We start from the raw sequence: 13,985 nt of genomic DNA on the forward strand, positions 1-13,985 counted from the left end.
GTCAGTGAGCCTTCGACTGGTACTTGTCGCCGTTGGCGCCGTAGCCGGCCTTCGTCATGGCCCATCCGACGATCGCGCCCACGAGGAGGAGACCGACCGAGGCCCACACGAGAACCGGGAGGTCGAACCAGAAGAACAGCGTGCCCAGCGTGATGGCGAGCAGCATGATGATCACGGCCGTCCAGGCAGCCGGCGAGTGTCCGTGGCCGGGGTCGCCGATGGGGTTGCTCATGGATCTCCTTCGAGTCGCGCGCGGGCGCGGGGAACAGCGTGCTGTCAGTCTATCGAAGCGCGGCGGGGTGGCCGGTGCGGATGGCTCGACGGTGTTCTACGGGCGCGGCCGGCGTGCTCAGCCCAGACCCGGGATCCCGCCCGTCGCGTACTTCACGACCAGGTTCGTACCGGTGACGCTTCCACCGGCGGCGACCTCGATGCCCTTCCACGGGTACTGGTCCGGTGGGATGTTGAAGGAGCGCGTGAACACTCTCCCGACGCTGTCGTCGTAGAGCGAGGTGAACGTCACCGGGGACGCGGCGGTTCCCTGGACGACGAGGGAGCCACCGACCGTCAGTTGAGCGTCGCGAAGGTTCTTCACCACCGTCCCGGCAGGGGCGGTGACCGTAACATTCGGAGCGATGGTCAGGGTGTCGAAGACGAGCTGGGGCCCCGAGGTCGGCAGAGTCCAGTTCTCGACGAGCGTGCCACCGTAGCCGAAGAACCCGGCCTTGCCTCCGACGACCGTGTTGCCGGTCAGGGTGCTCGGACGCAGATGCACGTCGGAGACTCGGAGGGTGATGATGCTGTCGAACCCGGTGATCTGATTGTCGGTGACGACGACGGGCGCAGCGGTGGTGTTCTGCGACGTGACGTCGATACCCGAAGTTCGGGTGTTCCCGGTGATGGTCACGGGAAATGCGAAGGTCGCACCTTCCGGACGCTCGACGACGACGCGACGAAGAGCGTTGTCGGAGATCGTGACCGCGCCGCGGGCACTGCGCGACACGACGTCCCACGCATCCGACGAGATCACACGGAACAACGCGGCCTCGTCACCGACGATGCTGGAGTTCACGCGCGTGTGCTCGAGGGACACGCTCCCGCCCGGGACCGCCTTGATGCCCGACCAGATGACCGGGAGGTCGCTCGAGCCGCCCGTGGTGAACGTCACCGGCGCATCGGCCGTGCCGTGGGACACAAGAGACCCCGCGACCGTGAGGCTTTCGTCCTCGCCGAACTCCACCGTGGCCCCGGCAACGATCGTCAGGGTCGCGTCGGTGGCGACGGTGAAACTGCCGAAGAGCTGATCCTGTCCGGCGGCGCGGATGCTCCAGTTCTCGACCAGGGTGCCGCTGTAGAACACCCTCCCCAGGGGCGTGGTGTTCCCGGTCACGTTGCTGGGGCGCAGCTGCGCGTCGGTGATCCGAAGAGAGAACAGCACGGGGGATCCCGTGAGATTGTTGCTCGTCACGACGATGGGGACGGCGGAGGCGGAGGTATTGAGCGACGCGGCGTACAGCGAGCCCTGGGAGATGGTGTTCCCGGAGATCACCACGGCGGATGTGTAGCCCGCGCCGTCGGGACGGCTCACGTCGATGCCGCCTCTGGTGAACGTGTTGTCGGTGATGGTGACGGCCCCGCGGGCGGCGGCGGAGGTGACGCCGCCGTCCAAGCTCGATGACGTGACCGTGACGGACGCGGCCTCCGACGCGATCAATGCGAACTGGGCGTAGGTCAGCTGCACGCGGTCGAGGGTGATCGCACCGCCGCTGCTGACCCTCAATCCGTACCAGTCACGGCCCGGCGCGGTCCCGGTGCCGTCGGTGTCGCCGCCCACGGTGTCGTCGTGGATCGAGGTGAAGGGGATCGGCTGCCCCGTGGTGCCCCTCGCCACGAGGGAGCCGGCGACGGTGAGCTGGGCGCCGTTTGCGAACTTGACGATCGCGCGGCCGCCCACCGTCAAGGTGGCACCAGACGTCACGGAGATGGGTGCGCTGATGACATACACCGTCGAAACGGTCGGGGCCCAGGTGGTGTCCGCGGTGATGTCGCTACTGATGACCACCGTCGGCGCGGCAGGCACCGGGGCCTTCGCGCTCGTCTTCGTCACCGACACGTATCCGGCCTTGACGGCGGTGACGGTGACGGTGAGGTCGGCGCCGGCGTCGGTGGTGCTGATCGTGTACGTCTTCGACGTGGCACCGGTGATGGCGGTGCCGTTGCGCTGCCACTGGTAGGTGAACGAATCCGGCGCGGGTGACCACGTGCCCGTGGCAGCCGTCACCGTGGCCCCGGGCTCGAGAGTGCCCGTGATGCTCAGTGTCGGCGTCGTGGTGAAGACGCCCAGAATGGTCTTCGCCGCGCTGGTCCGCGTAAGGGTGGTGTAGCCGGCCTTCGTCCCGGTGACCGTCAAGCGCACCTGCGCTCCGCGATCGGCTTCGACGAGGAGGTACGACGCGCTCGTCGCGCCGTCGATCGGGGTGCCGTTCCGCGTCCACTGGTAACTCAGTTCGTCGGGCTGAGGTGACCACGTGCCTGCGACTCCGACGAGCGTGCCGCCGACCTGCGCCGATCCGCTGACGGACGGGGTGGGCGCGGTCGTGAACGTGCCCGGGGCCACCGTGACAGAAGCGCTGTTCAACGGCGTCCGCGTGTACCCCGTCTTGATCGCCGCAACGGTAACGGTGATGTCTCTCCCGACGTCCGCGGCTCCGAGCGTGTAGGTCGACCCGGTTGCGCCGGGGATCGCCAACGCGTCACGACGCCACTGGTAGGTGAAGTAGTCGGGGGTGGGTGACCACGTGCCCGTCGAGGCCGTGAGCACGGATCCCGCCGTCGGAGCGCCGCTGATGGTGGGCCTCGACGTCGTCGTGAACCGCTGCGTCGGCACGCTCTGCGCCAGGCTGACGCGGGTCGTCGACGCATACCCGGGTGCGGATGCAGTGACGGAGACGCTGAGGAGGTTCCCGGCATCCGCTGCGCTCACCTGATAGGTGGATGCCGTGGCACCACTGACGGGGGCACCATTGCGCGTCCACTGGTAGGCGAACTCGGTGGGTGTCGGCGTCCACGTGCCAGGGACGGCGGTGACCGTCGACCCGACCGCGACGGTGCCGCTGATGGTCGGCGTCGGCGCCGCGGTGAAGGGGCCAGGAGCAGGGATGCGTTCGGCGCTGATGGTCTTGGTCGTGGTGTAGCCGACCTTCGTCGCCGTGACGCTGACGGTGATCTTCTTGCCGTTGTCCTCGGGTGCGAGGAGGTACGTCCTTGCGGTCGCGCCGGGGATCGCCTGACCGTCACGGTTCCACTGATAGGTCAGCGCGTCGGGCGTGGGCACCCAGGTTCCGACCGCGGCGCTGAGCGTCGATCCGACGATCGTCTTACCGGAGATCGTCGGGGTCGGCGCGGTGGTGAAGGCGCCGGCGACCGCCGTCCTCCCCGTGCTCGTCCGCGACGCGGACGTGTACCCCGACTTGCTCGCGGTGACGGTCACCGTGATCTTCTTGCCCAGCTGCGCGGGCGTCAAGGTGAAGGTCCTCGCCGTCGCCCCGGTGATCGCGACCCCGTTCTGGTTCCACTGGTAGGTGAAGGCGTCGGGTGTCGGTGCCCAGGTTCCTGTGGCGGCCGTCAGCGTCGAGCCGATCGAGATCGCGCCGGAAAAGGTCGGGGTCGGCGCGGTGGAGAAGGTACCGGCGACCGCGGTCCGCCCCGTGCTGGTTCGCGCCGTGGACGTGTATCCGGACTTGCGGGCGGTGACGGTCACCGTGATCTTCTTGCCGACGTCAGCTGCCGTCAGAGCGTAGGTTTTCGCGGTCGCCGCGATGATCGCCATCCCGTTTCGGTTCCACTGGTAGGCGAAGGTGTCGGGGGTCGGGCTCCACGCTCCGGGGGCAGCGGTCAGGGTCGAACCCACCGAGATCGACCCGGCGAAGGTCGGGGTCGGCGCGGTGGTGAAAGGAGTGGTGACGGATTGCGCCGTCGGTGCCGCCATGGCCGCGGGAGCAGCGCTCAGTCCGAGGACGGCGACGATCACCATCGCGATCGTCGACCGAAAGAAACGGTCGCGACGGTTGTGTCGAACGTGGATGCGATCCTGCTGGTGCGCGCGCATGGTGTCCCTCCCCCAGGGGCCTCTGTAGAGCGCTCGGCTAGCGGCAACACAGAGAGAGCAGACGGGACGTGACGACCCTGCCCGCGGTTCAGCAGGCTATCGCGATCGGCGAACTCATAACAAGCACTGAACTGACGCTCAGGTGACGAGCGAGCGGGGTTCAGGCCGTGGGGTCGGCCCCGCGGGACAGATCGTCCCACGAGTCGATCGCGTCGTGGGGGCGCGAGGTATCCGCGGGCGCGTCGGTGGCGCTGCGGTACTTTCGGCCGGCACTCCCCTGCCACCGCCGGGCCGTGACGAGCGTGAAGATCGCTGCCGCGGCGAGCAGCAGCTCGGCCAGCAGCGTGACGGCGGGCCACGGGGTCAGTGACATCGACGACACGAGGTCGGCGATGGCATCCATTCCGGAGATGCCGGTCGCCTCGGTGACCGTCGCGGCGGTCGCCGAGACCGGCATGGTCAGAAGGACCTGAGCGGTCGCGACCCCCACGATCCCCGCGATCGCGAGGGCGAGGACCCCCAGCACGTACCGCAGGACACGGCCGACGATCGACAGGGCGGCACCGAGCGCGAGGGCGGCGAGGCTCAGCGGGGTGAGCACGGGCACGGCATCCGCTCCGGGGACCGCGAGCGTCTGCTGCGCGCCGTCGGCGAGGGTCACGTCGATCCACGTCTGGGTCGATGAGATCACGCCGAGGGCGCCGGCCAGGAGCATCCCGACGACGGAGAGCGAGCGCGCTCGACGCATCAGGACTGCCCGACGACGGGCTCGAGATCGGTGGAGTCGAAGCACGTGTGGTCACCGGTGTGGCACGCGGCACCCACCTGGTCGACCTCGATGAGGAGGGTGTCGCCGTCGCAGTCGAGGTGCGCGCCCTTGACGATCTGGATGTGCCCGGACGTGTCGCCCTTGCGCCAGTACTCCTGTCGCGAGCGAGACCAGAAGGTCACGCGGCCGGTGGTGAGGGTGCGGCGGAGGGCCTCGGCATCCATCCACCCGACCATGAGCACCTCGCGCGAGTCGTACTGCTGCACGACCGCGGTCGCGAGTCCTTGGGCGTCGTACTTCACGCGGTCGAACGCTTCGACGTTCATCGGCGCACCTCGATTCCTTCGGCCGCCATCGCGTCCTTGACCTGGCCGACCGTGAGCTGGCCGGAGTGGAACACGGATGCCGCGAGCACCGCGTCGGCGCCGGCGGCGACGGCCGGGGCGAAGTGCTCCAGCGCGCCGGCACCGCCCGAGGCGATCACGGGCACCGCGGCGACCTGGCGCATGAGGCCGACGAGTTCGAGATCGAAACCCTGCTTCGTGCCGTCGGCGTCGATCGAGTTGACGAGCAGCTCACCGGCTCCGCGTTCGACGGCCTCGCGCGCCCAGTCCAGGGCGTCGAGGGTCGTCTCGGTGCGGCCGCCGTGGGTCGTCACGACGAACCCGGAGGGCGTGGATGCCGCGCGCTTGACGTCGAGCGACAGCACGATAACCTGCGCGCCGAAGCGGTCGGCGATCTCGTCGACCAGGTCGGGGCGGGCGATCGCGGCGGAGTTCACGCCGATCTTGTCGGCGCCGACGGAGAGCAGTCGCGCCACGTCCTCGGTGGAGCGCACTCCCCCGCCGACCGTGAGCGGGATGAACACCTGCTCCGCCGTCCGGCGGACGACGTCGTACGTCGTCGCGCGCTCGTCGACCGTGGCGGTGACGTCGAGGAACGTGATCTCGTCGGCGCCCTGATCGAAGTAGAGCTTCGCGAGCTCGACCGGGTCGCCCATGTCGCGGAGATCCAGGAAGTTCACGCCCTTCACGACGCGACCGGCGGCGACGTCGAGGCACGGGATGACGCGGCGGGCGAGCGTCATCAGAGCCTCGCGGCGAGGATCTCGGTGACCAGGATCGCCCGTGCGCCGATCGCGTAGAGCTCGTCCATGACGCGGTTGACGTCGCGGCGGGGGCTCATGACGCGCACGGCGACCCACTCGGGGTCGCGGAGCGGCGAGATCGTCGGCGACTCCAGGCCGGGCGCGACGGCGATCGCCTGCTCGACGAGAGCGGCGGGCAGGTCGTAGTCGATGAGCACGTACTTCCGCGCGGCGAGGACACCGCGGAGGCGCCGGAGCAGCGTCTCGGTGCCCTCGACCTCGTTCGGGCCGGAGATCAGGACCGCGTCCGACTCGAGCAGCACGGGGCCGAAGATCTCGAGCCCCGCCTGACGCAGCGTCGTGCCGGTCGAGACGACGTCGGCCACGGCATCCGCCACGCCCAACTGCACCGCGGATTCGACGGCGCCGTCCAGCGGCACGATGTCGACGGCGACGCCGCGCTCGTCGAGGAACGCGTCGACGAGGCCCGGGTACGCCGTCGCGACGCGGAGGCCCTGCAGGTCTTCGACGTCGGTGAAGCGGCCGGGGCGGCCGGCGAAGCGGAACGTCGAACCCGCGAAGCCGAGCGACTCGATCTCGCGGGCGCCGGGCATCCGGGCGTCGAGCAGCAGGTCGCGGCCGGTGATCCCGACGTCGAGGGCTCCCGAGCCGACGTACGTCGCGATGTCACGGGGACGGAGGTAGAAGAACTCGACCTCGTTGACGGGGTCGACGGTGTACAGGTCTTTCGAGTCGCGACGTCCGGTGTATCCGGCCTCCGAGAGCATCTCGGCGGCGGTCTCGGCGAGCGACCCCTTGTTCGGCACGGCGATTCGCAGCATGACGGGGGCTTTCGTGGTTCGTGAGCGAGAGGTGGGCGGGAGCGGCTCAGAGATGTCGGTAGACGTCTGCGAGCGTCAGGCCCTTCGCGAGCATGAGCGTCTGGAGGTGGTACAGCAGCTGCGAGATCTCCTCCGCTGCGGCCTCGTCGGACTCGTACTCGGCGGCCATCCACACCTCGGCGGCTTCCTCGACGATCTTCTTGCCGATGGCGTGCACGCCGGCATCGAGCTGGGCCACGGTTCCGGAGCCGGCGGGGCGCTCGACGGCCTTGGCGCTGAGCTCGGCGAACAGGTCGTCGAAGGTCTTCACCTGTCTAGGGTATCGGCTCGGCGGTGCCCCGGCCGCCGGGCGGGGCTGACATCGGGGCGACGTCCCGGTCGGGTCAGTGCGTGTGGCGGGCCGCGGCGGAGCGCAGCGACTGGATCGCGCGGTCGGGGTCGTCGGCGCCGAACACCGCGGAGCCGGCGACGAACGTGTCGGCCCCGGCCTCGGCGGCCTGCGCGATCGTGGACTCTCCGATGCCGCCGTCGACCTGCAGCCACACGTTCGATCCGCGGCGGCGGGCCTCGTCGGCGAGACTGCGCAGCTTCGGCATGGTCTCGGGCATGAAGGACTGGCCGCCGAAGCCCGGCTCCACGGTCATCACGAGGATCTGATCGAACTCGTTCAGCACCTCGAACAGGTTCTCCACGGGGGTCGCCGGCTTCACGGCCACGCCGGCGCGCGCGCCGATCGAGCGGAGCGTCCGGGCGAGCGCGACGGGCGACGCCGCAGCCTCGAGATGGAAGGTGACGGATGCCGCGCCCAGCTCGGCGTATTCCGGAGCCCAGCGATCGGGGTCGTCGATCATCAGGTGCACGTCGAGCGGTACGGGACTCGTCTCCTGGATGCGGCCCACCATCTGCGGACCGAAGGTGAGGTTCGGCACGAAGTGGTTGTCCATGACGTCGACGTGCACGAAGTCCGCCCCGGCGATGCGAGCGAGCTCCGCCTGCATGTTCACGAAGTCGGCGGCGAGGATGCTCGGATTGATGCGGGGCACGGTTCCATTATCGGCGCCCGGTCCGCCGCACCCTCGCGTGAGAGGTCAGAAACTGTCGCTCGGGTCGCGCAAATGCGACAGATCTTGACCCCTCACGCGTTCAGGAGACCCGTCGCAGGAGCGCGATCGACATCGCGTCGGTGCCGTGGCGGTCGGGCCAGAGCTGGGCGCGGAGCGAGCCGTCCGACTGCGCGGGCAGGTCGATGCCGGAGCCGGCGATCTCCCGCACGACGGCGCGGGCGTCGAGTTCCTCGACGGCGTCACCGAACTCGCGGCGCACCTCGGCGAGCACACCGGAGGTCTCGGCCAGGTGCGGTGAGCACGTCACGTACGCCAGCACCCCGCCCGGCTTCAGCGCACCGAGCCCCGCCCGCACGAGCTCGAGCTGCAGCGCCGTGAGATCGGGCACGTCGGCCGGAGTCTTGCGCCACCGCGCCTCCGGACGCCGGCGCAACGCGCCGATCCCCGTGCAGGGCGCGTCGACGAGGATCCGGTCGTACTCCCCCGGCGTGCGGGCGGCGCGGTCGCGGCCGTCCTCCTCGGTCACCTCGACGTCGAGCGGAACGGATGCCACGGCCCGGCGCACGAGACCGGCCCGGTGCGGCGAGATCTCGTTGGCCTCCAGTCGCGCACCGCCCGCGAGGGCTTCCGCCGCGAGCAGCGCCGTCTTGCCGCCGGGCCCGGCGCACAGGTCGAGCCACCGCTCCCCCGGCTCGACGGGTCGGAAGCGGCTGAGGGCGAGGGCGGCGAGCTGCGACCCCTCGTCCTGCACGCGGATGCGACCGTCGGACGCGCGGATGAGCGCCTCGGGGTCTCCCCCGCGGGTCGTGAATGCCGTCGGCGCGTACCGGGCGGGACGGGCGTCGTCGGGGATCTCGGCCAGCCCCGGCAGGGCGATCATCGCCACCCGCGGGGCGTCGTTGTCGGCGGCCAGGAGGGCGTCGAGCTCGTCGCCGCGGCCCTCGGCCGTGAGGGCGCGACGGAATGCGCGGACGATCCACACGGGGTGCGCGCTCGTGAGCCCGAGGCGCTCGTCGTCGCTGCGCGCGGACGCCGTGATGCGGTCCATCCAGTGCCCGGGCGTCTCGCGGGACACCCGCCGCAGGACGGCGTTCGCGAATCCCGCGGCACCGCGACCGCCGCCGTGGCGACGGGCGAGCTCGACGGACTCGTTCACCGCGGCGTGCGAGGCCACGCGCGTCGACAGCAGCTGGTGCACCCCGAGCCGCAGCGCGTCGAGCACGGGCGGGTCGATGCGGTCCACGGTCCGATCCGCCGCAGCGGCGATGATCGCGTCGTACGTCCCGCGGCGCCGGAGCGTGCCGTACGTCAACTCGGTCGCGAGCCCGGCATCCTTGGCATCCAGCTTCGCCCGCTCGATCGCGTGCGGCAGCGACAGGTTCGCGTACGCCTCGTCGGCCGACACCGCCCGCAGGACGTCGTACGCGACGGCGCGCGCTCCCTGGACGCTCACGAGCCCAGCACCGGGTTCTCGACGCGCAAGCCGCGGAACCAATCGCCGGCGGGCATCGCGCCCTTGCCCGCGGGCTGCACGGTCTCGAGCCGCAGCGGGGAGCTCGCCGTCCCCACGAGGATCTCGCGACCGGATGCCACGACCCGGCCCGGGGGAATCGGATCCGCCGTGCTCGCCCCGGCGCGCAGCACCTTGAGCCGCGCGCCCTCGAACGTCGTGTGGGCGCCGGGTTCGGGCGTGACTCCGGCGATCCGGGCGCGGAGCGTCTCGGCATCCAGGGAGAAGTCGAGGGCGCCGTCGTCGAGGGTCAGCTTCGGGGCGAGCGTCGGCTCACCCTGCTGCGGGACCGCGACCGCGGAACCGTCGGCGATCCCGTCCACGACGCGGGCGAGGAGCGGGGTGCCGATCTCGGCGAGGGCGTCGAGCACGTCGCCCGCGGTGGCGTTCCACGGCACCGCGTACCGCTCCTCGGCGAAGACGTCGCCGGCATCCAGTGCGGCCACGAGCTGGAACACGCTCGCGCCGGTCTCGCGGTCTCCCGCGATGAGCGCCCGCTGCACGGGCGCGGCGCCGCGCCAGCGCGGGAGGAGCGAGAAGTGCAGGTTGATCCAGCCGTGCGCGGGGGCCGACAGCAGCGGCTCGCGCACGAGCCCGCCGTACGCGACGATCACGCCGAGTTCGGCCTCGAGGGCGGTGATGCGGGCGGTGGCGTCGGCATCCAGTCGGTCGGTCTTGATCGTCGGGATGCCGAGATCCTCCGCCGCCTGGGCGACCGGGGACGGCGTCAGGACGCGTTTGCGGCCGAGGGGCGCGTCGGAACGGGTGACGACGGCGGCGATCTCGTGCGGCCCCTCCGCCAAGGCGCGGAGGGAGGGGACGGCGACGGCGGGGGTGCCGGCGAAGACGAGGCGCATGGTTCTCCTCACGCTTCGGATGCGGGTGGGTGGGACCGGGCTGCTGGGGGCAGGAGGCGCTCAGAGGTCGGGCTCGGGGAGGTCGAGCCGCACTCTGAGTGTATTCCGGGGCCTCGGGCCCTTGTCCTTGGAGGACTTCCGGGCGCGGAGGGCGTCGGCGATGACCCCCGCGCGGAGGGCGTCGGCGACGGCACGACCGTGCGCATAGTCGAACCGCACGAGCGCGCGGGACGTCGGGGTGTCGGGGGCCGTCGACGTGTCGACCGGACCGAGGACGGCGAGGGCGTCGAGGTCGGGCACGGCCTCGCGGAGTTCGGCGAGGAGGGTGTCGACGCTCCGGGCGTGTCCGTCGACGCTCGCGACGCGCACGGCCGGGGGCATGCGCAGCGGCGCGCGGTCGGCCAGCTCGGCCCGGGCGTAGGCCGGCTGCGTCCAGGTCGCGAGCGCCCGGGCCACCGGACCCGCGACACCCACGAGGTGCACTGGCGCGCCGGGGGCCGCGAGGGCGGCGGCGTTCGACCACCAGCGCAGGCAGTGCTCACCCACGCGCAGCGCCTCGTTCTGCAGCATGCGGTCGCCGTCGAGCAGGATCACCGCCCGATACCCGCCGCGCGCGATCGGCTCGGCTCCGCGCGTGGCGATGACCAGGGCCGGGGTGGCATCCACCTCCGCCACGGGATGCGCGCCGTCCGCGATGATCACGCGCGTGTTCGGGAACGCGCGGCCCAGCTCGTCGGCTGTGCGCTCGCTGCCCGAGGACGCCATGCGGAGCTTCACCGAGCCGCAGTGCCCGCACGTCCACGCGTGCGCGTTGCGGCCGCACCACGCGCACACCGGAACCGCGCCGGGGCGCGCGGCACGGAGAGGCCCCGCGCAGTGCGTGCAGCGGGCGGGGCGACGGCAGTCCGCGCACACGAGCGACGGCGCATACCCGGGACGCGCGACCTGCACGAGCACAGGGCCCTGCGTCAGCGCCTCGCGCGCGGCCGCGAACGCCGAGGACGGCACGCGCGCGGTCCGCGACTCCCCCTCGCGCGTCGCGCTCAAAACGACCCGCGGACTCTGCCGCCGCGCCGGCGCCGACTCGCGCACGTACCCCACCTCGACCAGCCGCTGCACGTCGGTCGAGCGGGTGTGGCCCGCGAAGACGAGAGCCGAGCCCTCCAGCTCCTGTCGCACCAGAGCGGCATCGCGCGCGTGGACACCCGGGGCGAGCGGCTCGGCGAGCAACGAATCGCCGTCGTCCCACAGCGCGACCAGGCCCGTGTCATGGGCCGGGGCGTAGACCGCCGACCGGCGGCCCACCACGATCACGGGCACGGGCGCGAGCGTGCGCAGGTACTGCGCGTATCGCGCCGGCCCGGACTGATCGGCGTCGTCGCGGACGACCGCCTCGGCCGGCACCAGGTCGGCCAGCGCCGCCATGATCTGCGCCTGATCGCGGTAGTCCGGGACCACGAGCACGGCGCTCCTCCCCCGCGCGAGCGTGTGCACCGCGGCGGCGGCCAGGAGATCGGCCCACGCGCCCCTCGGGAGAGCACCGGTCGTGTGCGGAGGGGCGTCGACCGCGAGGCGCTCGCCGCCGTCGAGGGCGTCGACGAGCCCGACGTACGGCTTCAACGTCGTGTCCGCCCGGGCGAGCGACTCCGCCGGGACCACCGGCGTCTCGGGGACCGGTGCGGCGAGCCAGGCCTTCTCGGCCCGCACCATGCGCTTCGGCACCGCGAGGCGCAGCACGTCGCTCACCGAACCCGCGGCGCGGTCTGCGACCTTGCGCGCGAGGGCGAAGAGGCGCTCGGGCAGCACGGGCATCGTCGAGACGACGCTCTCGACGGACGACAGCGGCCGCTCCGTGCCGTCGTCGGCCACGACCTCGACCACGAAGGCATCCATCATCCGACCCGCCGACCGCAGCGGCACCTTCACCCGAACCCCGGGCACGACGTCCGCGACCAGCGGATGCGGGATCGCGTAGTCGAACAGCCGATCGAGCTGCGGGACCGGCGAGTCGAGCTGCACCCGCGCGACGCGGCGGGCGCTCACGCGGCGGCTCCGCGCGCACCTCGCCGCGCGCGGCGGAGCGGATCACGGGATGCCAGGGCAGCGGCGACGCGGTGCACGCCCGGCGCGGGCGCCCCCACGTCAGATACCGGCGGCGGTGCGCAGCGCGTCGACGCGGTCGGTGCGCTCCCACGTGAAGTCGGGCAGCTCGCGGCCGAAGTGACCGTACGCGGCCGTCTGCGCGTAGATCGGGCGGAGCAGGTCGAGCTGGTCGATGATCGCCTTCGGACGCAGGTCGAACACCTCGCGGATGGCCTTCACGATCGTCTCGTCGGCGACGTGCGCCGTGCCGAAGGACTCGACGTACAGGCCGACGGGGTTCGCCTTGCCGATCGCGTAGGCGACCTGCACCTCGAGGCGGTCGGCGAGACCGGCCGCGACCGTGTTCTTCGCGACCCAGCGCATCGCGTACGCCGCCGAGCGGTCGACCTTGGACGGGTCTTTGCCGCTGAAGGCGCCGCCGCCGTGACGCGAGGCCCCGCCGTAGGTGTCGATGATGATCTTGCGGCCGGTGAGGCCGGCGTCGCCCTTGGGGCCGCCGATCACGAACGGACCCGCCGGGTTGATGTAGTACTGCACGTCCGGGAGATCCAGACCCGTGTCGCGCAGCACCGGGTCGATGACCTCGGCCTGCACGAGGGCGCGCAGCTCTTCCTGCGAGATGTCGGGGTGGTGCTGCGTCGAGAGCACGACGGAGTCGACCGTCCGCGGCGTGTGTCCGTCGTAGCCCAGCGTGACCTGCGTCTTGCCGTCGGGGCGCAGGAACGGCAGAGTGCCGTCCTTCCGAACGGACGCCAGGCGCTCGGCGATGCGGTGCGCGGTCCAGGCCGCCATCGGCATGAGTTGCGGCGTCTCGTTCGTCGCGAAACCGAACATGATGCCCTGGTCGCCGGCGCCCTGCAGGTCGCGCGGGTCGACCGAGCCGCGCTCGCGCTGTTCGAACGCCTTGTTGACGCCCGCGGCGATGTCGGAGGACTGTGCGCCGATCGACACGCTGACGCCGCACGAGTCGCCGTCGAAGCCGGTCTCGCTCGAGGTGTACCCGATGCGGTTGACGACGTCGCGCACGATCGCCGGGATCTCGACGTAGGCGCTCGTGGACACCTCGCCCGCGACGTGAACCAGGCCCGTGGTCACGAGGGTCTCGACGGCGACGCGCCCGGACGGGTCCTCGGTGAGGATGGCATCCAGGATGCTGTCGGAGATCTGGTCGCAGATCTTGTCGGGGTGTCCTTCCGTGACGGACTCGGACGTGAACAGGCGCAGGTCGGTCAAAGCGACTCCCGGTCGGTTTCGGGCTGGGGACGGGCACAAGTATGCCCCGGACGGCGGACAGCCGCCCGGGGCATCGTCACATCTGTGAACGGATCACACCTGTGGACTATTCGGCGGCGCGAAGGCGCAGCTTGTCCTCGTGGATCTCGTGCAGAGCGATCGTGAGCGGCTTGTCCTCGACGGTGGAGTCGACGAGCGGGCCCACGTTGTCGAAGAGGTTGCCCTCGTGCAGATCGGAGTAGTAGTCGTTGATCTGGCGCGCACGCTTGGACGCGTAGATCACGAGCTGGTACTTCGAGTCGACCTTGTCGAGCAGCGCGTCGATGGGCGGGTCGATGATGCCCTTGTCACGTCCGGCCATGGGGAACCTCCTGGTTCGGCGGGATGGGGTGGATGCGGCGCCCGTCGGCGC

Annotated in this window: 13 protein-coding genes; all 13 read right to left on the bottom strand. The window is 71.3% G+C overall.

The window, feature by feature from the left end; genetic code table 11:
• Position 1: 1 nt before the first annotated feature.
• Entirely contained in the window at positions 2 to 232 is a 231-nt protein-coding gene (locus AVW09_RS14220) for a DUF6704 family protein (RefSeq protein ID WP_063258690.1), read from the bottom strand.
• A gap of 117 nt (positions 233 to 349) precedes the next feature.
• Entirely contained in the window at positions 350 to 4,033 is a 3,684-nt protein-coding gene (locus tag AVW09_RS14225) for a beta strand repeat-containing protein (protein WP_156496120.1), read from the bottom strand.
• Positions 4,034 to 4,268: 235 nt separating this feature from the next.
• Positions 4,269 to 4,856, bottom strand: coding sequence for a Trp biosynthesis-associated membrane protein (locus AVW09_RS14230; RefSeq protein ID WP_063258692.1), 588 nt, complete (start codon positions 4,854 to 4,856; stop codon positions 4,269 to 4,271).
• The gene (hisI, locus tag AVW09_RS14235) at positions 4,856 to 5,203 is read right to left on the bottom strand and encodes a phosphoribosyl-AMP cyclohydrolase (protein WP_063258693.1); all 348 of its coding nucleotides are present in this window, start codon (positions 5,201 to 5,203) and stop codon (positions 4,856 to 4,858) included. Before hisI ends, AVW09_RS14230 begins: the two co-directional genes overlap by 1 nt.
• A complete protein-coding gene (gene hisF, locus AVW09_RS14240; RefSeq protein WP_063258694.1) occupies positions 5,200 to 5,964 on the bottom strand; it encodes an imidazole glycerol phosphate synthase subunit HisF in 765 nt (254 codons plus the stop codon). Before hisF ends, hisI begins: the two co-directional genes overlap by 4 nt.
• Positions 5,964 to 6,806 (bottom strand): ATP phosphoribosyltransferase, encoded by an 843-nt coding sequence (hisG, locus tag AVW09_RS14245; RefSeq protein ID WP_022877497.1) that lies wholly within the window; start codon positions 6,804 to 6,806, stop codon positions 5,964 to 5,966. Before hisG ends, hisF begins: the two co-directional genes overlap by 1 nt.
• Before the next feature lie 46 nt (positions 6,807 to 6,852).
• Positions 6,853 to 7,116, bottom strand: a complete 264-nt coding sequence (locus tag AVW09_RS14250; protein ID WP_022877496.1) for a phosphoribosyl-ATP diphosphatase — start codon at positions 7,114 to 7,116, stop codon at positions 6,853 to 6,855.
• Between the two features lie 73 nt (positions 7,117 to 7,189).
• A complete protein-coding gene (rpe, locus tag AVW09_RS14255; protein WP_063258695.1) occupies positions 7,190 to 7,849 on the bottom strand; it encodes a ribulose-phosphate 3-epimerase in 660 nt (219 codons plus the stop codon).
• A gap of 100 nt (positions 7,850 to 7,949) precedes the next feature.
• Positions 7,950 to 9,323: an RsmB/NOP family class I SAM-dependent RNA methyltransferase gene (locus tag AVW09_RS14260; protein WP_063258696.1), complete on the bottom strand. Its 1,374-nt coding sequence runs from the start codon at positions 9,321 to 9,323 to the stop codon at positions 7,950 to 7,952.
• The gene (gene fmt, locus AVW09_RS14265; RefSeq protein WP_063258697.1) at positions 9,320 to 10,237 is read right to left on the bottom strand and encodes a methionyl-tRNA formyltransferase; all 918 of its coding nucleotides are present in this window, start codon (positions 10,235 to 10,237) and stop codon (positions 9,320 to 9,322) included. Before fmt ends, AVW09_RS14260 begins: the two co-directional genes overlap by 4 nt.
• Positions 10,238 to 10,297: 60 nt before the next feature.
• On the bottom strand, positions 10,298 to 12,280 hold the full coding sequence (locus AVW09_RS14270) for a hypothetical protein (RefSeq protein ID WP_063258698.1): 1,983 nt from the start codon (positions 12,278 to 12,280) through the stop codon (positions 10,298 to 10,300).
• A gap of 99 nt (positions 12,281 to 12,379) precedes the next feature.
• Entirely contained in the window at positions 12,380 to 13,573 is a 1,194-nt protein-coding gene (metK, locus tag AVW09_RS14275) for a methionine adenosyltransferase (RefSeq protein WP_063258699.1), read from the bottom strand.
• A 106-nt stretch (positions 13,574 to 13,679) separates the two neighbouring features.
• On the bottom strand, positions 13,680 to 13,934 hold the full coding sequence (gene rpoZ / locus AVW09_RS14280) for a DNA-directed RNA polymerase subunit omega (RefSeq protein ID WP_055837405.1): 255 nt from the start codon (positions 13,932 to 13,934) through the stop codon (positions 13,680 to 13,682).
• Positions 13,935 to 13,985: the final 51 nt, after the last annotated feature.

Origin of the sequence: Microbacterium sp. T32, from assembly GCF_001619615.1 — a bacterium.
In the GTDB taxonomy this organism is placed as follows: domain Bacteria; phylum Actinomycetota; class Actinomycetes; order Actinomycetales; family Microbacteriaceae; genus Microbacterium.